This window comes from Saccharibacillus sp. O23 (assembly GCF_002205895.1).
Lineage (GTDB): Bacteria > Bacillota > Bacilli > Paenibacillales > Paenibacillaceae > Saccharibacillus.
Window position 1 is genome coordinate 189,745 of the sequence record NZ_NJDE01000010.1, and the last position, 26,260, is coordinate 216,004.

Annotated in this window: 18 protein-coding genes; 17 read left to right on the plus strand and 1 reads right to left on the minus strand. The window is 60.2% G+C overall.

From position 1 onward, the window contains the following. Window positions 1-58: 58 nt before the first annotated feature. The 6 genes from grpE to CDO73_RS14825 all read left to right on the plus strand — a co-directional run bounded on the left by grpE (window position 59) and on the right by CDO73_RS14825 (window position 6,712). Window positions 59-655: a nucleotide exchange factor GrpE gene (gene grpE, locus CDO73_RS14800; RefSeq protein ID WP_373446982.1), complete on the plus strand. Its 597-nt coding sequence runs from the start codon at window positions 59-61 to the stop codon at window positions 653-655. 156 nt (window positions 656-811) lie between these two features. Continuing rightward, window positions 812-2,653 (plus strand): molecular chaperone DnaK, encoded by a 1,842-nt coding sequence (gene dnaK / locus CDO73_RS14805; protein WP_088489296.1) that lies wholly within the window; start codon window positions 812-814, stop codon window positions 2,651-2,653. Window positions 2,654-2,940: 287 nt separating this feature from the next. Then, a complete protein-coding gene (gene dnaJ / locus CDO73_RS14810) occupies window positions 2,941-4,068 on the plus strand; it encodes a molecular chaperone DnaJ (protein WP_088489297.1) in 1,128 nt (375 codons plus the stop codon). A 142-nt stretch (window positions 4,069-4,210) separates the two neighbouring features. Then, window positions 4,211-4,396 carry a hypothetical protein gene (locus CDO73_RS14815; RefSeq protein WP_088489298.1) on the plus strand — a complete coding sequence of 62 codons (186 nt, stop codon included), beginning with the start codon at window positions 4,211-4,213 and terminating at the stop codon, window positions 4,394-4,396. Window positions 4,397-4,737: 341 nt separating this feature from the next. Beyond that, a complete protein-coding gene (locus CDO73_RS14820; RefSeq protein ID WP_088489299.1) occupies window positions 4,738-5,196 on the plus strand; it encodes a MarR family winged helix-turn-helix transcriptional regulator in 459 nt (152 codons plus the stop codon). Continuing rightward, window positions 5,177-6,712: a DHA2 family efflux MFS transporter permease subunit gene (locus tag CDO73_RS14825; protein ID WP_088489300.1), complete on the plus strand. Its 1,536-nt coding sequence runs from the start codon at window positions 5,177-5,179 to the stop codon at window positions 6,710-6,712. Before CDO73_RS14820 ends, CDO73_RS14825 begins: the two co-directional genes overlap by 20 nt. A gap of 139 nt (window positions 6,713-6,851) precedes the next feature. Here the strand turns inward: CDO73_RS14825 and CDO73_RS14830 are convergent, their stop codons facing one another. After that, window positions 6,852-7,352: a PH domain-containing protein gene (locus tag CDO73_RS14830; RefSeq protein WP_088489301.1), complete on the minus strand. Its 501-nt coding sequence runs from the start codon at window positions 7,350-7,352 to the stop codon at window positions 6,852-6,854. A 102-nt stretch (window positions 7,353-7,454) separates the two neighbouring features. Between CDO73_RS14830 and prmA the strand changes: the two genes are divergently transcribed. The 11 genes from prmA (at window position 7,455) to CDO73_RS14885 (ending at window position 26,247) form a co-directional block, all read left to right on the plus strand. Then, window positions 7,455-8,432, plus strand: a complete 978-nt coding sequence (gene prmA, locus CDO73_RS14835; protein WP_088489302.1) for a 50S ribosomal protein L11 methyltransferase — start codon at window positions 7,455-7,457, stop codon at window positions 8,430-8,432. Next, window positions 8,433-9,101, plus strand: coding sequence for a site-2 protease family protein (locus tag CDO73_RS14840; RefSeq protein WP_088489303.1), 669 nt, complete (start codon window positions 8,433-8,435; stop codon window positions 9,099-9,101). 136 nt (window positions 9,102-9,237) lie between these two features. After that, window positions 9,238-10,002 carry a 16S rRNA (uracil(1498)-N(3))-methyltransferase gene (locus CDO73_RS14845; RefSeq protein WP_088489304.1) on the plus strand — a complete coding sequence of 255 codons (765 nt, stop codon included), beginning with the start codon at window positions 9,238-9,240 and terminating at the stop codon, window positions 10,000-10,002. Further along, complete coding sequence (gene mtaB, locus CDO73_RS14850; RefSeq protein ID WP_088489305.1) at window positions 10,002-11,345, plus strand: tRNA (N(6)-L-threonylcarbamoyladenosine(37)-C(2))-methylthiotransferase MtaB; 1,344 nt, start codon at window positions 10,002-10,004, stop codon at window positions 11,343-11,345. Before CDO73_RS14845 ends, mtaB begins: the two co-directional genes overlap by 1 nt. Before the next feature lie 108 nt (window positions 11,346-11,453). Continuing rightward, the gene (locus CDO73_RS14855; protein ID WP_088489306.1) at window positions 11,454-11,876 is read left to right on the plus strand and encodes an NUDIX hydrolase; all 423 of its coding nucleotides are present in this window, start codon (window positions 11,454-11,456) and stop codon (window positions 11,874-11,876) included. Window positions 11,877-11,919: 43 nt separating this feature from the next. After that, the gene (locus CDO73_RS14860; protein WP_088489307.1) at window positions 11,920-13,269 is read left to right on the plus strand and encodes a class I SAM-dependent rRNA methyltransferase; all 1,350 of its coding nucleotides are present in this window, start codon (window positions 11,920-11,922) and stop codon (window positions 13,267-13,269) included. Between the two features lie 230 nt (window positions 13,270-13,499). Beyond that, window positions 13,500-13,820, plus strand: a complete 321-nt coding sequence (locus CDO73_RS14865; protein WP_088489308.1) for a hypothetical protein — start codon at window positions 13,500-13,502, stop codon at window positions 13,818-13,820. 101 nt (window positions 13,821-13,921) lie between these two features. Further along, entirely contained in the window at window positions 13,922-17,536 is a 3,615-nt protein-coding gene (locus CDO73_RS14870; RefSeq protein WP_088489309.1) for a PD-(D/E)XK nuclease family protein, read from the plus strand. Beyond that, window positions 17,537-21,541 (plus strand): helicase-exonuclease AddAB subunit AddA, encoded by a 4,005-nt coding sequence (addA, locus tag CDO73_RS14875; RefSeq protein WP_088489310.1) that lies wholly within the window; start codon window positions 17,537-17,539, stop codon window positions 21,539-21,541. It abuts the gene before it with no gap. A gap of 102 nt (window positions 21,542-21,643) precedes the next feature. Next, a complete protein-coding gene (locus CDO73_RS14880) occupies window positions 21,644-22,831 on the plus strand; it encodes an exonuclease SbcCD subunit D (RefSeq protein WP_088489311.1) in 1,188 nt (395 codons plus the stop codon). Beyond that, the gene (locus CDO73_RS14885; protein ID WP_088489312.1) at window positions 22,828-26,247 is read left to right on the plus strand and encodes an AAA family ATPase; all 3,420 of its coding nucleotides are present in this window, start codon (window positions 22,828-22,830) and stop codon (window positions 26,245-26,247) included. The genes CDO73_RS14880 and CDO73_RS14885 overlap by 4 nt, the downstream gene beginning before the upstream one ends. Window positions 26,248-26,260 lie beyond the last annotated feature (13 nt).

Here is a 26,260-nt window from a genome sequence, read left to right on the forward strand (position 1 = left end):
TAATGATTCGGAAGGTCCGGGGAGCCGGCGCGATCTATTACGAGGAGGTGAACGCATCTTGAGTAAGGAGCAATCGATGCAGTCCGAAAGCGAAACGGAAATCATGGAAGAACGACAAGATGCACAAACCGCCGAAGAAACCGCGGAACGGGTAGAGACCGCGAACGGCGAAGAAGCAGCGGCGACGGAGAGCGTCGAGGAACTCAAAGCGCGGATCGAAGCGCTGAGCGCGCAAAACGAAGAATACATGCAGCGCCTTGCGCGTTCGCAAGCCGACTTCGACAACTTCCGCAAACGCACGATTCGCGAAAAAGAAGAACTGGGCAAATACGCTTCTTCGAAGCTGATCGCCGAGCTCATTCCCGTAATCGACAATTTCGGACGCGCGCTCGATACCCGTCCGGAAGGCGAGGCTTCGGAATCGTTCGTCAAAGGCGTAGAGATGATCTACCGCCAATTCGACAACGTGCTGCAGGCCGAAGGCTTGACGACGATGGAGACGGTCGGACAACCGTTCAACCCGGAATTCCATCAGGCGGTCATGCAGGTGGAAAGCGACGAGCACGAAGAAGGCATCGTAGTCGAAGAGCTTCAGAAAGGCTACATGCTCAAAGACAAAGTGCTGCGTCCGGCGATGGTGAAAGTCAGCGGCTAGCACGCGGATTCGGGGCAAGTTTGAAAACGCGCGGCAAACCGTTATGATAGAGCGTAGAGTCCCGCGGGACGAAGCGCGGTTACACGCTTGATTCGCTTCGGCATTCGAGTTACCCGTATTTAAATTACCTGTACTTAATCGAGGAGGATATTTACTGTGAGTAGAGTAATCGGTATTGACCTTGGAACCACCAACTCTTGCGTAGCCGTTATGGAAGGCGGCGAAGCTGTCGTTATCCCTAACCCGGAAGGCGCGCGCACGACCCCTTCGGTCGTAGGCTTCAAGAAAGACGGAGAGCGCATCGTCGGCGAAACGGCGAAACGCCAAGCCATCACGAACCCGGACCGCACGATCGCTTCGATCAAACGCCATATGGGTACGACGCACAAAGAAACGATCGAAGGCAAAGACTACTCGCCGCAAGAAATCTCGGCGATGATTCTGCAAAAGCTGAAATCCGACGCCGAAGCTTACCTGGGCCAAGCGGTAACCCAAGCGGTTATCACCGTACCGGCTTACTTCAACGACGCTCAGCGTCAAGCGACGAAGGACGCGGGCAAGATCGCGGGCCTCGAAGTGCTGCGGATCGTCAACGAGCCTACGGCTGCGGCATTGGCTTACGGTCTGGAGAAATCCGAAGACCAAACGATCCTCGTCTATGACCTCGGCGGCGGTACGTTCGACGTCTCGATCCTCGAACTGGGCGACGGGTTCTTCGAAGTCAAAGCGACCAGCGGCGACAACCATCTGGGCGGCGACGACTTCGACCAAGTCATCATCGACTACTTGGTAGCCGAGTTCAAAAAAGAACAAGGCGTAGACTTGAGCAAAGACAAAGCGGCCGTGCAGCGTCTGAAAGACGCGGCGGAAAAAGCGAAAAAAGAATTGTCCGGCGTGATGACCACCACGATCTCGCTGCCGTTCATCACGATGGTCGACGGAGTGCCTCAGCACTTGGAAGTCAACCTGACTCGCGCCAAATTCGAAGAGCTGTCCGCTTCGCTCGTCGAGCGCACGCTGGCTCCGACCCGTCAAGCGCTCAAAGACTCCGGTCTGTCCGCTGGCGAAATCGACAAGATCGTTCTGGTCGGCGGTTCGACGCGTATCCCGGCCGTGCAAGAAGCCATCAAGAAATTGACCGGCAAAGACCCGCATAAAGGCGTAAACCCGGACGAAGTCGTCGCTCTGGGCGCGGCTGTTCAAGCGGGCGTTCTGACCGGCGAAGTCAAAGACGTGGTCCTGCTGGACGTTACGCCTCTGTCTCTGGGCATCGAAACGGCGGGCGGCGTCTTCACGAAGATGATCGAACGCAACACGACGATCCCGACAAGCAAATCGCAGGTCTACTCGACTTACGCGGATAACCAACCGAGCGTCGAAATTCACGTTCTGCAAGGCGAACGCGAAATGGCAGCCGGCAACAAAACGCTGGGCCGCTTTACGCTGGGAGACATCCCGCTGGCTCCGCGCGGCGTACCGCAAATCGAAGTCACTTTCGATATCGACGCCAACGGCATCGTCAACGTATCGGCAACGGACAAAGGCACGGGCAAAAGCCAAAAGATCACGATCACGTCTTCGAGCGGCTTGAGCGATGCCGAAGTCGAGCAAATGATGAAAGACGCCGAACTGCACGCCGAAGAAGACAAGAAACGCAAAGAACTGGTCGAAACGAAAAACAACGCCGACCAATTGGTTTACCAAGTCGACAAAACGATCAAAGATCTGGGCGACAAAGTCGACGCTTCCGAGATCGAAAAAGCGAACGCGGCCAAAGAAAAAGTCCAAAAATCGCTGGAAAGCGACAATGTAGACGAAATCAAAGCCGCTACGGAAGAACTGACGGAGATCGTGCAGCAGCTTTCCGTGAAGCTCTACGAGCAAGCGAATGCCGCAGGCGCCGAAGCCGGCGGACCGGAAGCGGGAGCTTCTTCCGCGAATCGCGACAACGTGGTCGACGCCGATTACGAAGTCGTCGACGAAGACAAGAAGAACTAATACCCTTTCAACTCTGGATCAGCAGCGTTGGCAAGGTATCAATCGGCCGATCGGGTCGCGCTTGTTCTCTCGCGAGGCTGCGCGTCCGGGAATTCCGATTCATAGAGAGTGCCCGATCCGCCGTCTGGCGGACGGGCCGGCTGGGGGAGGTCAGGCCGGGTCATCCCGGACTTGGCTTCCCTTTTGTCGGGTTCCCGGGCGCAGCCGCGGGAAAGCGGACAGAGGCTTCGATTCGGGCCTGCTGTCGATAAAAGCGATTATTAGCGTAAAGGAGTTGGAGTGCAGCGATGGCGGACAAGCGCGATTACTACGAGGTGCTCGGCATCGAGAAAGGCGCGAGCGATCAAGACATCAAGTCGGCTTACCGCAAGCTGGCGCGCAAGTATCATCCGGACGTGAACAAAGCGGACGATGCGGAAGCGAAGTTCAAAGAAGTCAAAGAAGCCTATGACGTCCTCAGCGACGGGCAGAAGCGCGCCCGTTACGACCAGTACGGCCATGAAGACCCGAATCAAGGGTTCGGCGGTTTCGGCGGAGGGGGCTTCGACGGCGGAGGCTTCGGCGACATCTTCGATATGTTCTTCGGCGGCGGAGGCGGCAGAACCCGCAATCCGAACGCGCCTCAGCGGGGGAACGATCTGCAATACACGATGACGCTCGAATTCAAAGAAGCCGTCTTCGGCAAAGAAGTCGATATCACCATTCCGCGGACCGAAAGCTGCGATACCTGCGGCGGCAGCGGAGCCAAACCCGGCACGCAGCCGGAAGTCTGCTCCGTCTGCCACGGCAGCGGTCAGGAAGAAGTCGTGCAGAATACGCCGTTCGGCCGCATGGTCAACCGCAGAACCTGCTCGAACTGCGCGGGCAGCGGCAAGATCATCAAAGAAAAATGTTCGACGTGCAGCGGCAGCGGCAGCGTGAAGAAACAGCGCAAAGTGCATATCCGCATTCCTGCGGGCGTGGACGACGGCGCTCAGCTTCGCATGACGGGCGAAGGCGACGGCGGACTGCGCGGCGGACCGGCGGGCGATCTGTATATCGTGATTCGCGTCAAAGCGGACGAGTTCTTCGACCGCGAAGGCGACGATATCTACTGCGAAGTGCCGCTGACGTTCACGCAGGCGGCGCTCGGCGACGAGATCGAGATTCCGACGTTGACCGAGAAGGTCAAACTGAAGATTCCGGCGGGCACGCAGACCGGCACGTATTTCCGTCTGAGAGGCAAAGGCGTTCCGCGTCTGCGCGGCACCGGTCAAGGCGACCAACACGTCAAAGTGGTCGTGGTAACGCCGAGCAAGCTGACCGACGAGCAGAAAGACCTGCTGCGCCAGTTCTCCGGCCTCAGCGGAGAACAGACGCACGAACAGGAGCAATCTTTCTTCGATCGCATGAAACGCGCGTTCCGCGGAGACTGAGCGAACAAAGAACGTTTAGGAAAAGGGCTGTCCTTTCGGGGGCGGCTCTTTTCGCGTTTTCGCATAACCTTTGCCATTGTTCGCGCGTTAAAGTTCCGAGACGATTGGAAAACGATTTCGGCAAACGAAAGGAATGAACAATATGTTGATCCTGATCCTTCTTATCGCGATCGCCGCGATCGGTTACGGCTTCATGTATTTTTTGATCAAAGCGTTGAAACCCGATACGGACTGGCATCATCTCGCTGCCGCCAGCCTTTTTTTCGCGATTTTAGTGTTCGTGTTTTTCGGTTTTCTCTATCTCGCGACTACGGCCAATATCGCTTAGAAGCTTCGCTGCCCGATAAACGCGGCGAAAAAGACATACGGACGTTTTGCGCAGCGCGGTCTCCGAAAAGGAAACCGCGTTTTTTTGCGCGGCGCGATTGAAAATTTTCGTCCGGCTTAAGTATTAGTACAGATTTTTTTACGCGCGCGTTTGATCTTCGGATGAAGATAGAGAATGCTCTGCTTTCTTTCTGACTGAAAGGACGACATTTTTTTCTGAAAAGTAGTATGTAAATGTTGACACAGAGAAATTGTGCAGTATAATTATTCGTATACGAAATGTTTACAGGCGAACATTTCGCAAGAGAACGTTTCAGGCGGTGAGAAAGGATCGCGATACACGTGAACACGAATACGGAGATTGAACTGCATGAGATTGTCGACTCGTTCCGGGAAGTGAAGCAGCTCTTTTTTCAACTGATGTCGGATATGTCCTGCCGCTTCGGCGTGACAGGCATTCAATTAATGACCTTGAAAGCTTTGCGGGACCGTCCGGAGATCGGACTCGGCGATCTGGCCGATCATATGCGGCTGGGCAGCAGCACGGTCAGCGGGGTCATCGACCGTCTGGTCAAAGCGGAACTGGTCATTCGCGAACGTCCTGTCAACAATCGGCGCACATTGGTACTCAAACTGTCGGACAAAGGCGAGCAGGTGCTGGAAAATGCGGATTCCGCTTACCGCAGCTACCTGTCGGGACTGAACGATCTGGACCCGGAAGAACTGCGCGTGATGCTCGGAGCGCACCGCAAGATTATCAAAAAACTAGAAGAAGTGAGAGATGAAAACCACCATGAGTAAAACTGCCGTGCAAGACATCCAAAACCTCAAACGAGGACCGATTCTGGTCGCTCTGCTGATCGGCGCTTTCGTGGCGCTGCTCAACCAGACGCTGCTCAACGTGGCGCTGCCGACCATGGCCAAAGACCTTAACGTCGAAACGACCGTCATTCAATGGCTCAGTACCGGCTTCATGCTCGTCAACGGCGTCATGGTGCCGGTAACGGCTTACCTGATGGCCCGTTTCACGACGCGCAAACTGTTTATCACCGCGATGAGTTTGTTTACGCTCGGCACGCTGCTGTGCGCATTCAGCGATACGTTCGGCATTCTGCTGGTCGGCCGCATGGTGCAAGCCGCCGGCGCCGGTATCCTGATGCCGCTGATGACCTTTACGATTCTGACGATTTTCCCGATCGAGAAACGCGGTTCCGCGATGGGCTTGATCGGCGTAGCCATGATCTTCGCTCCGGCGATCGGTCCTACATTGTCCGGCTGGATGGTCGAACATTACAACTGGCATTACCTGTTCTATCTGATTCTGCCGTTCGGCGTTCTGTCGATCATTCTCGGCGTTCTGTTCATGCGCAACGTCACCGAGACTTCGCGTCCTAAGCTCGACGTGCTGGCCGTAATCATGTCGACGATCGGTTTCGGCGGCGTACTGTACGGCTTCAGCCAAGCGGGCAGCGAAGGCTGGGGAGCAACCGAAGTGGTCTGGACGTTGTCGATCGGCGCGGTCGCCCTGCTGCTGTTCGTGATTCGCGAACTGCGTTCGGAAAATCCGATTCTCGAAATGCGCGTGTTCAAGTATGACGTATTCTCGCTGACGACGATCATCAACGTGATCGCGACGATGGCGCTGTTCTCCGGCATGATCCTGCTTCCGCTGTATTTGCAGAACGTTCGCGGCTTCACGCCGGTCGAATCCGGTCTGATGCTGCTGCCGGGCGCGATCCTGATGGGCATCATGTCGCCGATCACCGGTTATATCTTCGATAAGATCGGCGCGCGTTGGCTCGCGGTGGCGGGTCTCGCGATCATGACCGTGACCACTTACGAATTCAGCCAATTGACGGTCGATACCACGTACGGTCATCTGATCGCCGTCTACACGATCCGCATGTTCGGCATGTCGCTGATGATGATGCCGATCCAGACCGCCGGTCTGAACCAACTGCCGGCCCGTCTGAACGCGCACGGAACGGCGATGTCCAATACGCTGCGGACGATCGCGGGCGCTCTGGGTACGGCGCTGCTCGTATCGATCATGTCCAGCAAAGCCAAAGAAGTCGGCAAAGAACTGATCGTCAGCCGCGGCATCAATCCGCAGGACGCGGCGCAAGCCGGTCAGCTCAAAGCGGCTACGCTAGAAGCGATGGTGCAGGGCATCAACCACTCGTTCGTGATCGCGACTTGGATGACCGCCGCGGCGTTCGTCTTGGCCTTCTTCATCAAACGCGTCATCGTCAAACGCGAAGCGCCTGCGCATAAAGTGCAGACGACTGCCGGCGAAAACCTGAACGCGAAAGCATAAAGCACGAAGAATGATCCGCCGACTCCGGGCGCAAGCCCGTTACGGCGGATCGCAAAAAAAACAGCCCGTTCTCCGGCGTGGAGAGCGGGCTGTTTTTTTGTTCGGTTCGACGAGAAGGAAGCGCGAATGCGACGCCGTTTTACAGATCTTCGCGATACCGCGTGCCGTAATGTTCTTTTTCCGCGCGAACGGCGCCTCTGAGCAGATCTTTGACTTTTTCCGCGTCCGGTACGTCTTCGAGCCGAATCTCGGGCGTGGTCGGATCGCTGGAAAAGACGGTGATCGTGCCGACGCCCATCATGCGGTCCATCGCCGTTTTTTCGAGAGCCACGTCTTTGACGCGCACCAGCTCCAGCTCGTCGCTTTTTTTGCCGATCAGTCCCGTCGTCACGATCAAGCGTTGACTGGTGATCTTATAATGGACGTTGTTCATCAGCAGACCGCTGCGAATCTTGTCGCCCAGATCGGACGGTTTGCCTTCCCATAACGTTTTTTCCGTTCTCGGATCGGGCGATTCCGCTCGCGACTGTCCAGACGAAGCTTTCGCGCCGCCTGCCGCCCCGTTCAAAGGCTTGCCGCATTTGCCGCAGAAATTCGCATCGTCGGGAGACGCCGCTCCGCAGTTCGTGCAATAGATCATACACTCATCCTCTTTTCTCGAAAATGTAAGGGTTTTGTGCTGCCTCTTCGTCTATAGTACAATAAAACGAACGAAAAAGTTGAACATTGAGGAGCGATTGACATGCTGTGGCACGAATTGACCATACATACGACCGAGGAAGCGGTGGAAGCGATCTCGAATTTCCTGCACGAAGCGGGAGCGGGCGGCGTTTCGATCGAAGAATCGGGCAATCTGAATAAAAAGCGCGAACGTCCTTACGGCGAATGGTTCGATCAGCCGCTCAACGATATTCCGGAAGGCCGCGCGGAGATCAAAGGATACTTTTCCGAAGACACCGATATCGAAGCCGTCTTGAAAGAAGTGCAGGAGCGCACGGAAGAACTGGCGACCTTCGATATCGACACCGGCAGTCCGACGTACGAAAAAAGACTGGTGGACGAAGAAGAATGGGCGACCGCGTGGAAAGCCTACTACAAACCGCTGAAAGTCTCCGATACGCTGACGATCAAGCCGGTATGGGAAGAATACGAAGCGGCCGAAGGCGAACGCATCATCGAGCTTGACCCGGGCATGGCGTTCGGAACGGGCACGCACCCGACCACGGCTCTGTGCCTGCGCGCGCTCGAAAGCATCGTCAAAGGCGGCGAAGACGTGATCGACGTCGGCACCGGTTCGGGCATCCTGTCGATCGGCGCGATCAAACTGGGAGCGAAACGGGTATTGGCGCTGGATCTCGATCCGGTCGCCGTCAAAAGCGCGCAGGATAACGTCGCGCTGAACGGATTGTCGGGCGAGATCACGGTCAAAGAAAGCGATCTGCTATCGGTGCTGACGCCGGGCGGCCGCGGCGCTTCCGCGGAGATCGGCGTAGAGCTTCCGGTTCAGATCGTCGTCGCCAACATCTTGGCCGAGATCATCCTGCTGTTCACGGACGACGTGGTCAAAGCGCTGCGTCCTGGCGGCCTGTATCTGGCATCGGGCATCTACAAAGACAAAGAACAAGCCGTTCGCGACGGTCTGACCGCGGCCGGCCTGACGATCCGCGACGTGCATCGCGAGGAGGAATGGCTGGCGTTCATCGCGGAGAAGGTGGTGTAAATGAACTTTCTGGCTTTTTCTTGGGACGTGCTGCCGTTCGTTCTGATCGTTTTGATTATCGCGTTTACCGTGCACGAGTTCGCGCATGCGTACGCGGCTTACAAATTCGGCGATCCGACGGCCAAGCTGCTCGGACGCGTGACGCTGAATCCGGCGCGCCATGTCGACTTTCTGGGCATGATCCTGATTTTGATCGCCGGATTCGGTTGGGCGCGTCCGGTTCCCGTTACCCGCGAGAACTTCAGCAAGCCGAGATTGATGGGGATCATCGTCTCGGCCGTCGGGCCGTTAAGCAACCTGCTGATCGCGTTTATCGGAGCGATGATTTTCCAGGCGCTGAACATGAACGGCATGTTCGTCAACGTGGACAGTTCGCGCGGGGCGGAAGCTCTGGTGCTGTTCTTCACTTATCTGATCCAGATGAATATCCTGCTGTTCTTGTTCAACTTGATTCCGCTGCCGCCGCTTGACGGTTACCGGATCATCGAGGATATCGCTCCGCTGCGCATTCGCCGCAAGCTTCAGCAGTTCGAGCCGTACTCCATCTTTATTTTCCTGCTGATCGTATTTATTCCGCCTTTGCGCGAAAACACGATCGGCCGCATGTACGTATGGATCGGAGATATCGCTCAGCTTTTCCTTCACTGGGGCGCATCGATCTTCGGATAACCCGATCTTCGAAACTTCTCGCGACGACCGGCTTTTCCTTCGGGGAAGCCGGTTTTTCGCGCCGTCCACTGGTCAGCCGAAGGCAAATTGTGTATGATGGAATTTGGTCAAAACACGGAAGAGATGTGGATGAACGATGCAGAGATATTTTGTGGAAAAAGAGCAGTTTGAAAACGATACAGTGCGAATTCTCGGCGAAGACGCGCGGCATATCGGCAAAGTGATGCGCGGCCGGGCCGGCGACGAAATCATCGTATGCGACGGAGCCGGCCGGGTCGTTCTGGCGGAGCTGGAATCGGTCGAAGCGGGCGAAGTCGGGGCGAAGATCGTCGAAGAGATGAAGGAGACCAGCGAAGCGCGTTTTCGCGTCGATATCGCGCAGAGTCTGCCCAAAGGCGATAAGCTCGAAACGGTCATCCAGAAATGCACGGAGATCGGCGCTTCGGCGTTCGTGCCGTTCTTGTCGGAGCGCACGGTCGTGCAGTACGACGCGAAGAAGGAAGAGAAACGTCTTCAGCGTTGGAGCAAGATCGCGAAAGAAGCGGCCGAGCAGAGCCATCGCAGCCGTATTCCCGACGTGCGGCAGCCGCTGACGTACAAGCAGCTGCTCAAGACGTTCGCGAACTACGATCTTGTACTGTTTTGTTACGAAAAAGAAAACGGACTACAGCTTAGGGACGCCGTTCGTCCGTTCGCGGAGAGCAAGACGGAAGGTTCGGCGAACGTGTTGGTCGTCGTCGGTCCCGAAGGCGGGTTCGCCGAGCGCGAAGCGGACGAAGCCGCCGCTTCCGGCGCGAAGATCGCGGGTCTCGGCAAACGCATCTTGAGAGCGGAGACGGCCGGCATGGCCGCCCTCGCCTGCATCTTGTACGAGTCCGGAGAAATGGGAGGGAATCTATAATGCCATCGGTTGCTTTTTATACGCTGGGGTGCAAAGTCAATTTCTACGATACGGAAGCCATCTGGCAGCTGTTCAAAAAAGAAGGCTACGAGCAGGTCGAGTTCGATCAGACGGCGGACGTGTATCTGATCAATACCTGCACGGTCACGAATACGGGCGATAAGAAAAGCCGTCAGATCATCCGCCGCGCCGTTCGCCGCAATCCGAACGCGATCGTGGCCGTGACGGGCTGCTACGCGCAGACGTCGGCCGCCGAAATTCTGGAGATTCCGGGCGTCGATCTGGTGATCGGTACGCAGGACCGCGAGAAGATCCTGCCGCTCGTGAAAGAGATCCAAACCAAGCGCGAGCCGATCAACGCGGTGCGCAACATCATGAAGACGCGCACGTTCGAAGAACTCGACGTGCCGAGCTTCAACGGCCATACCCGCGCGTTCTTGAAGATTCAAGAAGGCTGCAACAACTTCTGCACGTTCTGCATCATCCCGTGGTCGCGCGGATTGTCGCGCAGCCGCGAACCGCAAAGCGTGCTGGCGCAGGCCCGCCAACTGGTGGCGGCCGGCTACAAAGAAATCGTGCTGACCGGCATCCATACGGGCGGATACGGCGACGATATGGAAGATTACCGCTTGTCCGACTTGATGGAAGAACTCGACAAGGTCGAAGGGCTGGAACGCATCCGCATCAGTTCGATCGAAGCGAGCCAGATCGACGACAAGATGCTGGACGTATTGAAACGTTCGAGCAAAATGTGCCGTCATTTCCATATTCCGCTGCAAGCCGGCGACGATTCCGTGCTGAAAAGAATGCGCCGCAAATACACGACGGCCGAATTCGCCGAGAAGATCGCGCGCATCCGCGAAGCGATGCCGGACGTGGCGATCACGACCGACGTGATCGTGGGCTTCCCGGGCGAAACGGAAGAGATGTACCGGAACGGGTACGCGTTCATGCAGCAGATCGGGTTCTCGGAAATGCACGTCTTCCCTTATTCGCAGCGTACCGGCACGCCGGCGGCGCGGATGGAAGATCAAGTGGACGAAGAGATCAAGAACGCCCGCGTGGCGGAATTGATCGAATTGTCCGAACGGATGCAGTTGGCTTACGCGCAGAAGTTCGTGGGCCAAGTGGTCGACGTCATTCCCGAGAAAAACGAAAAAGGCACGTATCCGCAAGGCTTCGTGGGCGGTCACAGCGACAACTATCTGACCGTCGTCTTCGAAGGCTCGCAGGAGCTTCAAGGCAAGCTCTGCCGCGTCAAGATCGACGAAGCGGACGAAAACGGCTGCCGCGGCCAACTGCTGCGCGTGCTGGACGAAGTGCGCGCGACCTCCGTCTCCTGACCGACAGGAAACGGCGGAAGCGGGCAAGAAGGGACTTCGCCCGATCGGCGGAGTCCCTTTGCTTGCGAAGTGTAAGTGCTGCGATAAGGAGAGAATACGGTGAGCAGAATGGAAATATCGGCGGGGGGCGTCGTCTACCGCTTCGTCGGCGGAAGATTGCAGATCCAACTGATCCAGGATCGCTACGGCAAAGTCTCGCTGGCCAAAGGCAAACGCGAGCCGGGCGAAACGCCGCGCGAAGCGGCGCTGCGCGAGATCCGCGAGGAGACCGGCATCGAAGGCCGGATCATTGAACTCGTGGATATTATCCGCTATCAATACGAGAACGAAAAATACGGACTGGTGGACAAAGAAGTGCGCTACTATCTGGTCGAAGCGCTCGGCGGCGAGCTGCGCGCCCAGCAGGAAGAAATTCGGGGCGTCGAATGGTTTTCCCCGGAAGAAGCGCTGATCCTGCACAAAAAGTCCGGATACGAAAACAATCATCCGATCTTGAGATCGGCGCTGACGATGCTCGGCCTGAAATTCTGATCCGAACCCAAGATCGGCGGGCATCCATTAAGGAGGAAACAGCTTGGCAAAAGTCATTCTGGACAAAAATCGCAAAAAACGGTTGGAAGAAGGCCATCCGTGGATCTATAAAAGCGAGATCGCGAGCACCGAAGGGGAACCGGCTCCCGGCGATCTGGTCGAAGTGACCGATCATCGCGGCAAGCCGCTCGGCACGGGGTATTATAATGCCAACTCCCAGATCACGGTCCGCTTGCTGTCGCACGGAACCGTAGCGGATATGGACGAAGCCTTTTTCGTATCGCGCTTCCGCGACTGCTTGCGCCATCGGGACCGCTTCGTCGGCGGCACGGCGTATCGCCTCGTGTACGGCGAAGCCGATTTTCTGCCGGGACTGATCGTGGACCGCTTCGGCGACGTGCTGGTCGTGCAGATCCTGACGCTGGGCATGGATCGCCGCCGCGGCGAGATCGTACGCGCGCTCGTCGAAGTCATGCAGCCGGCGGGCATCTACGAACGCAGCGACGTCTCCGTGCGGGCGCTCGAAGGTCTGGAAGAGACCACGGGCGTGCTGCATGGCGAATGCCCGCGCCATGTTACCGTGACCGAGAACGGCCTGCTGGTCAAAGTCGATATCGAGCAGGGCCAGAAGACCGGCTATTTCTTCGACCAGCGCGAGAACCGGGCTTCGATCAAACCGCTGATGACGGGCTGGGGCGAGCGCGGCGGAATCGCTTTGCAGGACGTGGACGGCGAGCGGCGCCCCGTGAACAAGAACGGCAAAGTCGTCGATTTCCCTTATTGGGACGGAGCGACCGTGCTGGAATGCTTCTCGCACACCGGCAGTTTCACGCTGCATGCCTGCGCGTACGGCGCGAAGAAAGTCACCTGCCTCGACATCTCGGCGCACGCGATCGAAAGCGCGAAAGAAAACGTGGGCTTGAACGGATTCGAAGACCGCGTGGAATTCGTCGTGGCCGACGCGTTCGACTATCTGCGCGAGAACGTCAAAGGGCTGGAAGAACGCCGACGCCGCGCGGAAGGCTTGTCCAAAGTCGATACGTCGGTGCCGATGCCGGCCGGCGGCGGCCGCAGTTGGGACGTGGTCATTCTCGATCCTCCGGCGTTCGCCAAGACCCGTTCCGCGGTCAAAGGCGCGGTGCGCGGCTATAAAGACATCAATCTGCACGGCATGAAACTGGTCAACGAAGGCGGCTACCTCGTCACCGCAAGCTGCTCGTACCATATGCGCCCAGACTTGTTCTTGGAAACGATTCAGGAAGCGGCCCGCGACGCGGGCAAAACGCTGCGCCTGATCGAATGGAGAGCGGCAGGCAAAGACCATCCGCAGATTCTGGGCGTGGACGAAGGCCATTATCTCAAGTTCGCGGTATTCGAAGTCCGCAGCCGTTAATCGGTCCGTCGAACGGATTCGATCCGCGCTTCTTCGAAGCTTTTCCGGAAAACGAAAACCCGTATTGCGCAGGTCGCAGTACGGGTTTTTCGTATAGGCGGCGCGCAAGCGGAACCGGCGTTCGGACCGCCTGCCTTCCGGAAGGAACATTTGAAATTATCGCGCGGGAATCGTAGGCTGAAAGAGAAGCCTGACAGGAGATGATCCGGAAGCGGATAAAGGAGGAGCAGATGACGGACAATCGGAATCGGGAAGAGCGGCAGCGGGCGCATGAAGATCGGCAGGAACAGTTGAAACAGGACATGCGGGCGCTGCCCGGCGAGATCTGGCGAGACTTTTTCTCCACGTTGGGATTTTGGACGGTCATGGTGCTCGTTTGGGCGGCGTTTACGGGTGTCGGTGCCGCTGTCGGATACGGAATCGGCGGCGATGACGACGGGCTGTGGCTCGGCGCGGCGATCGTCGGAGGCGTTTCGCCCGTGCTGATGGGATTCGCGATGGCGTTCGATCTTCCGCGCAAAGTTTGGCGCAAGATGACCGGGCGGCGATAAAAGCGGAAAAACGGAACGTCTGTTCTTCTTTTGCCCGATCGGTTATAATAGAAGAGTGAAGGAATGAACAAAGATTGCAAAATTAAGGAGGCTATCGGCCGATGGCGTTACAACTAAGACTCGGGCGTTCCGGCAGCGGGAAGACCGCCCGGATTCTCGATGAAATACGCGATCAAATGAAGCAGGACCCGATGGGGCCGCCGTTGATTCTGATCGTGCCGCAGCAGTCGACTTTCCAAACGGAATACGCGCTGTTCGCCGGCGAGCAGGGCATCGGCGGCATGCGGGCGCAGGTATTCAGTTTTCAGCGCTTGGCTTACCGGGTGATGCAGGAGACCGGCGGTTCGGCGTTGACTTCGATCGGAGACGAAGGGAAAAGAATGCTGCTGTACCGTTTATTGAGGGAGCAGCGGGATCAACTTCGTTTGTTCGGCGCGTCCAGCGAACAACCGGGATTCATCGCCAAGTTAAACGATCTTTACGCCGAGTTGAAAAGATATAAGGTCGATGCCGCGACGCTCGAAGAATATACGCGGAATTTGGTGACGGCCGGCGATTCGCCGCTTCTGCGCGAGAAGCTCCAAGACGCGCTGCCGATCTATCGCAGCTTCGAAGAACGGCTCGCCGAGCTGTATGTCGATTCGGAAGATACGCTGACCCGTCTGGCGGAGCAGTTGGGAGAATCGTCGGTTGCGCGGGGAGCCAAAGTCTGGATCGACGGGTTCTACAGCTTCACGCCTCGCGAGTACGAGGCTGTCGGAGCGCTACTGAACGTCGCGGAATCGGTCGTCTGCACGCTGACGTTGGACCGTCCGTACGACGCGGGCGAACAACCCGGCGAGCTGGACCTGTTTTACCAGACCGGCATGACCTACCGCAGGCTGTGCCGCTTGGCGGGGATGTTCGATCACGGCTGCGAAGTCGTTCAAGAAGAAGAGGCGGCGCTGCCGAGATTCCGGAACAGTCCAATTCTCGGACGGCTCGAAGCGCAGCTTCGCGGCGAAAAACTGCCTCCGGACCGGGGCGAGAGCGGACGTCTGAACGCCGACGGGGAGAACGGCATCACGCTGCACGCGGCGGACGACCGGCGAGCCGAAGCGGACGCGGCGGCGCGCGAGATGGTTCGGCTGGCCCGGGAGCAAGGAGCGCGCTATCGGGAGATGGCCGTATTCGTGCGGAATCTGGGCGATTACGAGAAAGTGCTTGCGCCGGTATTCGCCGAATACGGCATTCCGGCCTTTACCGACCGGCGCAAAGGCGTGCTGCATCATCCTTTGTCCGAATTCGTGCGGGCCGCGCTCGACGTCGTGCAGTACCGTTGGCGGTACGAAGACGTATTCCGCTGCGTGAAAACGGATCTGCTGCTCCCGCAAGACGGAAGCCTCGAACGGGCCGATATGGACCGGCTGGAGAACTTCGTTTTGGCTTCCGGCATTCGGGGCACGCGCTGGACGGACGGAAGGCCGTGGCGCGAAGCGCCGAAGCTGTCGCTCGACGACGAAGGACGCCCGGTGCCGGAAGAAGAAACGGCGGATGCCGCCGCGCGCATGGAGCGGCTCGAAGCCTGCCGCGAGCGGATCGTCGCGCCGCTGAGCGCGTTCGAGCAGCGTCTTCGCAAAGCCGGTTCGGCCCGCGGAATGTGCGAAGCGGTCTACCGGCTGCTGGAAGACGCCGAAATCCCGCAGCGTCTGGACCGGTTGGCGAACGAAGCGACGTCGGCGGGAGATCCGCAGGCGGCGGACGTGCATCGGCAGATCTGGGGCGCCCTGCTCGACCTGTTGGACCAGATCGCGGAATTGATCGATCAAGAGCCGACGACGGCCGAAGAATTCGCGGGCATGTTGGAAACGGGATTGGCCGGCTTGACGCTGGGTCTCGTTCCTCCCGCCCTCGATCAAGTCCTGTTGGGCGATATGGAGCGCACGCGTCCTTGGGGAATCAAATACGCGTTCGTGCTCGGGCTGAACGACGGAATCGTGCCGCTCGTGCCGGATCAGAGCGGTCTGCTCAGCGAATCCGATCGGCTGCGGCTGGCCGAGAGCCTGCTGGAACTGAATCATCCCCGCGATCACGCGCCCGGAGCCTTTTTCAGATCGCGTGAAGCCGGCTTGGAGCTGTCTCCGAGCGCGGAGCGGCGATTGCTCGACGAGCGGCTGCTCGTCTACCATACGCTGACGAGCGCTTCGCATAAATTATGGCTGAGCTACGCGCTCAGCGACGACGAAGACAAGCCGCTGCTGCCTTCGGAGATCGTGCTCGACCTGCGCGCCGCCTTCCCGTTCATCGCGGAACGGCGGGAAAGCGGCCTGCCGCTGCCGGGCATGACGCCGACGCAGCAGCGCCGCTTCGTCACCCTGCCCGAAGCGACGCTGCCCCATCTGCTCGCGCAGCTGCGGACATGGAAAACGGGCGGGGAGATCGAACCGTTGTGGTGGGACGTGCTGGGCGCTTATCAAGAGCGGCCAGAATGGGACGCGCTGCTGCGCGGCCGTCTGTCTTCGCTCGTCTACACGAACGAATCGGACCGGCTGACCCGCGAGACCAGCATTTCGCTTTACGGCCGCAAACTGCGTTCGAGCGTATCTCGCATGGAGAAGTTCACGGAATGCGCGTTCGCCCATTTCGCTTCGCACGGCCTTCGTCTCAAAGAACGTCAGCTCTACAAACTGAACGCTCCCGATATCGGCCAGCTGTTCCATGCGGCGCTGAGCGATATCGCCATGCGCTTGAAGCTGGAGAACCGCAGTTGGGGATCGCTGTCCGTCGAGGAATGTCTGGCCGAAGCGCGGACGGCCGTGGACAAGATCGCGCCGAAGCTTCAAGGCGAGATTCTGTTCAGTTCGAACCGGTACGGCTATATCACCCGCAAGCTGATGGATATCGTCGGCCGCGCTTCGGTCATTCTGGGCGAACATTCGCGGCGCGGAGATTTCGAACCGCTCGGCATCGAGCTGGATTTCGGTCCCGGACAGGATATTCCGCCGCTCGAATTCGAATTGGAGAACGGCTGCACGATGGAGATCGTGGGCCGGATCGACCGGGTAGACGTGGCCGAAGGCGAAGAAGGGCTGCTGCTGCGGGTCATCGACTACAAATCGAGCAGCAAAGAACTCAAATTGCATGAAGTCTATTACGGGCTGTCGCTGCAAATGCTGACGTATATGGACGTGCTGCTCACGCATGCGGAGCAGTGGATCGGTGCGCCGGCGCTTCCGGCGGGAACGCTGTATTTCCACGTGCACAATCCGCTGCTGACCTCCAACAATGCCATGAACCGGGATACGGCCGCGCAGAAAATGCTGGAACGTTTCAAGATGAAAGGGCTGGTGCTGGCCGATCCGGAAGTCGTGGGACAGATGGACCGCTCGCTGACTACCGGCTACTCGCAGATCGTTCCCGTGGCGCTCAAGAAAGACGGAAGTTTCTACAGCACCGCTTCCGTCGCCGATCAACGTCAGTGGAACTCGCTGCTCAAAGGGGTGCGGCGCAGCATCGCGGGCATCGGGACGCGGATCACGGACGGAGAATCCGAAGCGAGACCTTACCGCATTCAGCAGGAGACGGCGTGCGATTTCTGTCCGTATCATGCCGTATGCCAATTCGACGAGAGTCTGGACAACGCCGGATACCATCATCTCGGCAAATTGGGCAAAGACCGGGTATGGGACTTGTTCCGCGAAAGCGACGAAGAATCTTACGGAGAGGAGAGCCGATAAATGGGAATCAGTTACGCCGAAAAGCCGGAAGGCAGCCAATGGAGCGACGATCAATGGAAAGCGATCGCCGTCTCCGGAGGCGATATGCTGGTCGCGGCCGCAGCGGGATCGGGCAAGACCGCCGTGCTCGTCGAACGCATCATTCGCAAGATTACGGATCCGGCAAGCGGAACGGGGATCGACCGGATGCTGATCGCCACCTTTACCAAAGCGGCGGCTTCGGAGATGCGCCAGCGGATTCGCGACGCGCTGAACAAAGCGTTGACCGAACGTCCTCAAGACGACGGTCTGCGCCGCCAATTGTCGCTGCTGGGACAAGCTTCGATCACCACGCTGCACTCGTTCTGCCTGGAAGTGATTCGGCGGCATTATACGTCGATTCGGCTTGATCCGGGGTTCCGGATCGCGAACGAACACGAGAGCGCGATCATGCGCCAAGAACTGCTGGAAGACCTGTTCGAGGAGAAGTACGCGCTCGAAGAAGAAGGCGAACGGTTCCGCCGTTTGATCGACTGGTTCGGCGGCGAACGATCCGACGATCCGGTATTCGCGCTGGTGCAGCGCTTGTACGATTTCGCGCGCAGCCATCCGTGGCCGCAGCAGTGGCTGCACGATTCGGCGGCCGCTTTCCGGGTCGCCGATCCGGAAACGCTGGGCCGGACGGAGTGGGCGACGAGCCTGCTGGCCGGCGCCCGGTTGGAGTTGGCAGGCGTGGAAAACGTGCTGCGCCGGGCGCACGGTCTGGCCTTATCGCCGGGCGGTCCCGCTCCGTACGCGGAGACGCTGCAAAGCGATCTCGATATGCTGCATCGGCTGCGCGGAGCCGCGGAGCACGAACCGTGGCAGTCTTTGTACGGGCAGTTCGAGACCGTCTCGTTCGCCACGCTCAAACGAACAGGCAAAAACGACGAATTCGATCCGGAAATTCAGCAGCAGATCAAAGACCTGCGGGATATCGCCAAAAAAGACCTGAGCAAAATCAAAGAATTCTATTTCGGCCGATCGCCCGAAACGTTCTTGTCCGAATTAAGCGAGACGGCTCCGCTGATGGAAGAATTGGCCGGGTTGACGATCGAGTTCGGGGAGCGTTACGCGCAGGCCAAGCGGGCGAAAAGCATGGTCGATTTCTCCGACCTGGAGCATTACTGCCTGCAAATCCTGCGCGATCCGGCTTCGACGCCGGGCCGTTCGCTGCCTTCGGAGGCGGCGCTGGAATACCGCGAACGTTTCGACGAAGTGCTGCTCGACGAGTATCAGGATACGAACTCCGTCCAAGAAGAGATCGTTTCGCTGATCGCGCGCGAAGGCGCGGGCAACCGCTTCATGGTCGGCGACGTCAAGCAGAGCATCTATCGTTTCCGTCTGGCGGAACCGGGCTTGTTCCTGCATAAATACCGGGCTTACGGGAACGATTTCGCCGAAAGCGGGTTAAGGATCGACTTGGCGCGCAATTTCCGCAGCCGGTCCGAGGTCGTGGAAGCCGTCAACGGGATCTTCCGGAGCATCATGAACGAGCGGGTGGCCGAGATTCAATACGACGAACGGGCCGAACTCTCTTACGGGGCAGCCTACTATCCGGAAGCCTCGGGCGGAGAATACGCGCCGGAGCTGATGCTGATCGCGCGCGAAGCGGCCGCGGGCGAGCCGGCGGAAGACGACGAAGCGGACAGCGGATTCGCCGCCGAAGCCGAAGAGATCGAAGCGGCGCGTCTGGAAGCCCGGGCGATCGCCGCGCGGATTCACGAATTGACCGGACGGGCGGAAGGTCGCGAACCGCTCATGATCTACGATAAAGATTCCAAAGCGCTTCGGCCGGCCGCTTACGGCGACATGGTCGTTCTGCTCCGCTCGGTCGGCGCATGGGCGCCGATGATGATCGAAGAGCTGCGCTTGGCCGGCATACCGGCCATGGGCGACGCGTCCCGCGGATATTTCGAAGCGACGGAAGTCGAGATCGCGATGTCGCTGCTCGGCATTATCGACAATCCGCAGCAGGATATTCCGCTGGCTTCGGTGCTGAGATCGCCGATCGTCGGCCTGAACGAAGATCAATTGGCGCAGATTCGGCTGCGCGGACCGAGAATGTCGTTCTATGACGCCGTCTGCCGGGCGGCCGAGCCGGAAGACGGAGCGGGGGATTACGCTTCGCGCGCATGGACCGGAGAATCGGCCGCGGCTTCTGCGTCCGGACCTGTGGACGAACCGGCGAGTTCCCGCGATGCTTCGCTTGCGGAGACGCTGCGGAAGTTCTTGGCTTCGCTCGAACGTTGGCGCACGTTGGCGCGCAGCGGCGAACTCGGCGAATTGATCCGTACCTTGTACCGGGAGACGGGTTACGCCGATTGGGTAGCCGGCCTGCCGGGAGGCGCGCAGCGCCGAGCGAATCTGCTGGCGCTGTACAACCGGGCGGTTCAGTTCGAGAAATCGGCTTCCGCGCAAGGATTGTTCCGTTTCCTGCGTTTCGTCGAACGCCTGAGAGATAACGGAGGCGATCTCGCCGAAGCGCCTTCCGAAGCGCATCACGATTCGGTTCGTCTCATGACGATCCATAAGAGCAAAGGCTTGGAATTCCCGGTCGTCTTTATTGCCGGATTGTCCAAAGGCTTCAACATGCAGGATCTCAAAGCGCCGTTCATGATGCACAAAGAGCTCGGATTCGGGCCTCGCTTCGTCGACGAAGAAACGCGGGTCGGTTATCCGACGCTGCCTTCGCTCGCGATTCGGCGGCAGGCTCTGATGGAGCTGTTGGCCGAAGAGATGCGAGTGCTGTACGTGGCCTTGACCCGTCCGCGGGACAAGATGATCCTGACCGCCGCGGTCAAAGACCTTCCGCGCCGAATCGCCGCTTGGACCGACGCTTCCGGCGGTCGGGAAGGCATCGCGGATTATACGCTCGCCAAAGCCAAAACGTATATGGATTGGGTCGGTCCGGCTCTGATGCAGGAACCGGGCGCCCGCTTCCTCCACGAACTGGCCGGTCTCGCATCGGTCGAAAGCGCGCGCGGCCCGGGCGCGGGATGGATCTTCTCCGTTCGCAGCGGAGACGCGCAGACGGCGGCCGAGCGGGCCGGAGAAGAATTGTACGCCGAACGCGTCCAACGCCTCAAAGCGCTGGCCGCCGGCGAGGCGGCCGAAGATCTGGGCTCGCGCGGCAAATTCGCGGAGCGTCTGGCTTGGCGATACCGTCATGCGGCGGCCGGAGGAACCGCGGCCAAAACGTCGGTGACCGAGATCAAATCCCGTTTCGCGGGCGACGAATATCCGTCCGCCGACGCGATGGAAGCGGCCCGCCGGTCGGCGGGGCTGGAAGACGCGGACGGGGAAACCGCCGACGCCGGCCTTGCGCCGACGGAATCGACGCTGCAGCTGAAACGTCCGCGCTTCATGGAGAGCCGCCGCCTGACCGGAGCGGAACGGGGCACGGCGTATCATACGGTCATGCAGCATATTCCGCTGCAAGCCGATCTGGACGAAGCGGCCGTGACCGAAACGTTGGCGGAACTCGTGCGCAAGCATATCCTGCTGCAAGCGGAAGCCGATACGGTAGACGTCTCCGACGTGATGCTCTTTACGCGAAGCGCGATCGGCGAACGTCTGGCTTTGTCGGATTGGGTTCGGCGGGAACTTCCGTTCAGCATCGGAGTCGGAGCGCGGAGCGAATCGGGCTTGGTGCTGCCCGTCATGGGCGGTCAGGCGGGACTCTGGCCGCCGGACGCCGAAGCCGCGGCGGCGGGCGAGAATCGCCGGATCCGTGTGGAGAGCCTGCCGGACGAGCGGGTGCTCGTTCAAGGCGTGGTCGACTGTCTGTTCCGCGAGAACGGCAGGTTGATCCTGCTCGATTACAAGACCGATCGGATCAAACCGGGACGCGGGACGGCCGAATTGGCGGACCATTACCGGTTCCAACTCGATTTTTACGCTTGGGCCGTCGAAGAGATGACCGGCGAGCCGGTGAGCGAGAAATGGTTGTATTTCTTCGATACCGCCGAGAACGTTCGCTTGTAGAAAAACAGAAAAATTCGCATATCCGCCGCCCGCTCCTTCCTCCGCGCACGCGAGCCGGAAGCGGGCGGCATCGATCGGCATAGACAGAAAGGGGCGCGAATCATGCGCGTGCTGCATACGGCGGACTGGCATCTGGGCAAAACGCTGGAAGGCCGGAGCCGTTTCGAAGAACAAGTGAAGTTTATGGACGAATTGGTAGACATCGTCCGCCGGGAAAAGGTCGATCTGATCTTGATGGCGGGCGACGTGTACGACACGGTGAATCCGCCTGCGGCTGCCGAACAGCTTTTTTACGAAGGGGCGGCCCGCCTGCGGGCGGAAGGCTGCCTGCTCGCGGCGATCGCGGGCAATCATGACCATCCGGAGCGGGTCGCGTCGGTAAGGCCGCTCGTGAAGGATACGGGCATCTCGCTCGTCGGGCTGCCGACCGAAAAAGCGCTGACGCTCGATATCGCGCGCACGGGAGAGCGCGCTGTGATCGCGGCGCTGCCGTATCCTTCCGAATCCAGACTGAACGAGCTGTTGACGCTCGACGGAACGGACGAAGGACTGCTGCGACGCGCTTACAGCGAGCGGGTCGGACTGCTGATGCGCAAGCTGGCCGCGGATTTCTCGCCGCATACCGTCAATCTGGCGATGAGCCATATCTATGTGCTCGGCGGTCTGGAATCCGATTCGGAACGGCCGATTCAAGTCGGAGGCGCGTATACCGTCGATCCTTCGGCGCTCTCCTGCGGCGCGCAGTATACGGCGCTGGGCCATCTGCATCGTCCGCAGAGCGTCAAAGGCGACGGGATCATCCGCTACAGCGGATCGCCGATCTGCTACAGCTTCTCCGAAGCCGGACAAGCCAAATCCGTGATGCTGATGGATATCGAGCCGGGCGGCGAGCCGAAGCTGGAAGAGATTTATTTGTCCAGCGGGCGGCGTCTGGTCGAATGGAACGCCAAAGAAGGCTTGGGACAGGTGCACGGTTGGTTGGAAGAAGGACGGGACGCGGGAGCGTTCATCGATCTTCGCGTCACGTTGAGCGAAGCGCTGTCGATGAGCGATATTCAAGCGCTGCGCCGTTCTTGCGACGGGCTGGTGCATATCCGTCCGGTCTATCCGCAGCTCGAACAGGCGGACGAGCCGGAAGAACGCACCCGGCTTCCGATGCACGAGCTGTTCAAAACGTTTTACCGCCGCCAAACGGGCGGAGCCGAGCCGGATGACGCGTTGGTGTCGCTCTTTATGGAATTGGCTTCTGCCGAAGACGGCGAAACGGCCGAAGGAGGAGATGCCGAATGAAACCGATTACGCTGAAATTGTCGGGATTGCAGAGTTACCGCGAAGCGCAGGAGATCGACTTCACGGAACTGTGCGAAACGGGGCTGTTCGGCATCTTCGGTCCGACCGGCAGCGGCAAGTCGACCGTGTTGGACGCCATCACGCTGGCGATGTACGGCAAAGTGGAACGCGCTTATAACGGCACGCAGGGAATCATGAACCATTCGGAAGACGTCTTGTACGTCGCGTTCACGTTCGAATTGGAATCGGCGGCGGGCGCGCGCCGTTTCCGGGTCGAACGTCGGTTCAAACGGACCGGCGAAGTATCGGTCAGCAATACGTTAAGCCGGTTCGTCGAGATCAAGCCGGAAGGCGACGACGTGATCGCCGACAAGTTGGCGGAAGTCACGAAAGCCGTCGAAGAACGCATCGGGCTCAAAATGGACGATTTTACCCGCGCGGTCGTGCTGCCGCAGGGCAAATTCGCCGAATTCCTGTCGCTCAAAGGCAGCGATCGGCGGCAGATGCTTCAACGCCTGTTCCATCTGGAGCAGTACGGCGACCGTCTGATCCAGAAGCTCAACAAGCGCGTCCGCGACACGCAGGCGGCGCTGAACACGTTGGAGGCCGAGCAGCAGGGGCTCGGCCTGGCTTCGGCCGCAGCGGTCGAAGAAGCGAAGGCGCGTCTTGCGGCGGCCGTTCGGGAGGCCGAAACGCGGCGCGAAGCGCTGAACGCGGCGGTCGAGGAACACGGCCGGCTGTCGCGCGTGCGCGAGCGCGCCGGCGAGCGGCGCGAAACGCTTGCCGCATGGGAAGAACTGCGCGGACGAAGCGAAGCCGTCGGCGAACTGCGTCGGCGCGCCGAACGCGCGCGGGCATCGGCGGCGCTGCTGCCGGCGCTGGCTCGGTTCCGGGCGGCTTCGGCCCGCTCGGAAGAATCGGCCGCCGAAGCGAAGCGGCTGCGCGGCATGCTGGAAGACGCGCGCATCCGCGCGGAAGGCGCGTCTTCGGCGGAGAACGCCGCGCGCGAAGCGCTGGCGGGCGAAGAGCCGCAGCTGCTGCGCCGCTCCGCGGAGCTGGAACAAGCGCTGCGGCTGGAACAGGAAGCCGCGGCGCTGCGCGAAGAGAATCTCCGCTTGGAGCGCAGCCGCGCGGAAGCGGCGTCGCGCTTCGAGCAGGCGCGCGAAAGCGCGGGCGAACTGCGCCGTAAGCTGGAGCAGGCGAACGGCCTGCGTTCGCAGCTTCAAGAGCAGCTGAGCGCGTGCGAAGTGCGCAGCGCGGACCGCGAGCGGCTCGACGCCGCCGGCCGCGCGGCGGACGCCGTCGCCGCTCTCGAAGAGCAGATCCCGGCGCTGCGCCGGGATCTGGAAGAAGCGCTGCGCCAAGAGCGCGAAGCCGAAGCGGAGCTTGCGGCCGGCCGCGAGCGGCAGGAGCGCTGCCGAGGCGAACTGCGGCAGGCCGCTGCGGCTGCCGAAGCGCATGCCGAAGCGCTCGGCGTCTTCGACGCCGAATGGGCCGCGCTGCTGGCGGGCGCGGCCGCCGAAGAGGCCCGCCTCGAACAGGCGGACCGGGATTCGGCCCGCCGGCGCATGGCCGCCGAATTGGCGCATGCCCTGACGGACGGGGAGCCTTGCCCCGTCTGCGGCGCGACGCATCATCCCGCGCTCGCGGACGAAGATCCTTCCGCCGCTTCGGCCGCGGCGGATCTCGAACCGCTGCGCGCCCTTCAGGCAGGGGCGCGCGAGCTGCGCTCCGCCGCCGCCCGCCTGCGGCAGGGCGGCGAGACCCTGGCCCGCCGCCTACGCGAAGAATCGGCGCCCGACACCCCGGGTCCGGCCCGCGAAGCCGCCGGACCGATCCAGAACGGCTCGCCGCAAATTTCGGCGAGCTTGGATTCCCCGCAGGCCTGCGCGGCTGAATGGGCCCGCTTGCAGGCCGCGGCAGCCGTCTTCGAGCGCGAGTCCGCGCAGCTCGAAGACGCCGCCCGCGAGGCGGAGCGCGCTTACGGCGCCGCCGTCCGCGAAGCGGAAGCGCCGCGTGCGCGGCTGGAAGGAGCCGCGCGCCAACGCGCGCGCGCCGAAGAACGGCTGGCGGAACTGGAGAGCCGCCTGAGGGAAGCCGAAGAGCGCTGGAACGCTTCGTTCGCGGATCTGCGCCGCGACGAATTGGAACGCCGCCGCGAAGAAATTCGCGCGCGCGACGCTCAATCGGAAGAGCTGAAACGGCGTCTGGACAAGAGCGTGCCGGTTATTCGCGGCATGGAAGAACAGTTGAAGGCTCATGAGGAGACCGCCGCGGAAGCCGAACGCGGCGCGGTACAGTTCGCCGCTCAGGCAGAAGGTCGGGCGGAGCTGCTGCGCGACAAAGAGCTCCGGCTTCGGGCCGCGGCCGGCGAAGCTTCTCCGGCCGAACTGCTGCGCGAGGTTTCGAACCGGTTGGAGCGGCTGCGCGCGGATGCGGAGACTTCGCGGCGCGAGCTGGAAGTTTCCCGGGAAACGTGGCAATCGGCCGCCAACGCTTCGGCGGCGGCCGATCAAGCGGCCTCTTCCGCGGCCGAGCACGCCGCTTCGGCCGAATCAAGCTGGAACGAAGCGCTTGCCGGCTCGGAATTCGCCTCGGCGGGCGAAGCCGAAGCGGCCGCGATGGACGAACGGGCGATCGCCGAAGCGGAAAACGCGGCGACCGAACATCGCGAACGGGAGAACGAATTGTCCGCGCGTCTCAGAGAATTGGAGAAGCTGCTAGACGGCGCGGACGTTTCCGAAGAAGAATGGACGCGCTGCCTCGCGAGGTTGGAGGAAGCGCGCTCGCTCGACGAAGAAGCGCTCGCCGGCAGAGCACGGGCGCAGCGCGACGTCGAAGACGTGACGGCGCGTCACGGACGCTGGACCGAGCTGGAAGAATCCAGAATCGCGACGGCGGCCGAATCGGCCCGGTTGTCGACGCTTCAGAGCTGTTTCCGGGGCAATACGTTCGTGGAGTACGTCGCCGAGGAGCAGTTGATCCAGATCAGCCGTTCCGCTTCGAACCGCCTGCGTTTTCTTACCAAGCAGCGGTATTCGCTCGAAGTCGACTCCGGCGGCGGATTCGTCGTCTGCGACGACGCCAACGGCGGTGTGCGGCGGCCGGTCTCGACTTTGTCCGGCGGCGAGACGTTTTTGACCTCGCTTTCGCTTGCGTTGGCCCTTTCCGCCCAGATTCAGCTGAGAGGCGAATATCCGCTCCAGTTCTTTTTCTTGGACGAAGGATTCGGCACACTGGACCCCGAACTGCTCGATACGGTCATCACGTCGCTCGAACATCTGCATAACGATCGCTTGTCGGTCGGGGTCATCAGCCACGTTCAGGAGCTTCGCGCCCGTCTGCCGCGCCGCCTCGTGGTCCAGCCGGCGGATAACGCCGGAGCGGGTTCGAAAGTCGTGCTCGAGAAAATGTGAACGCCATACGTGA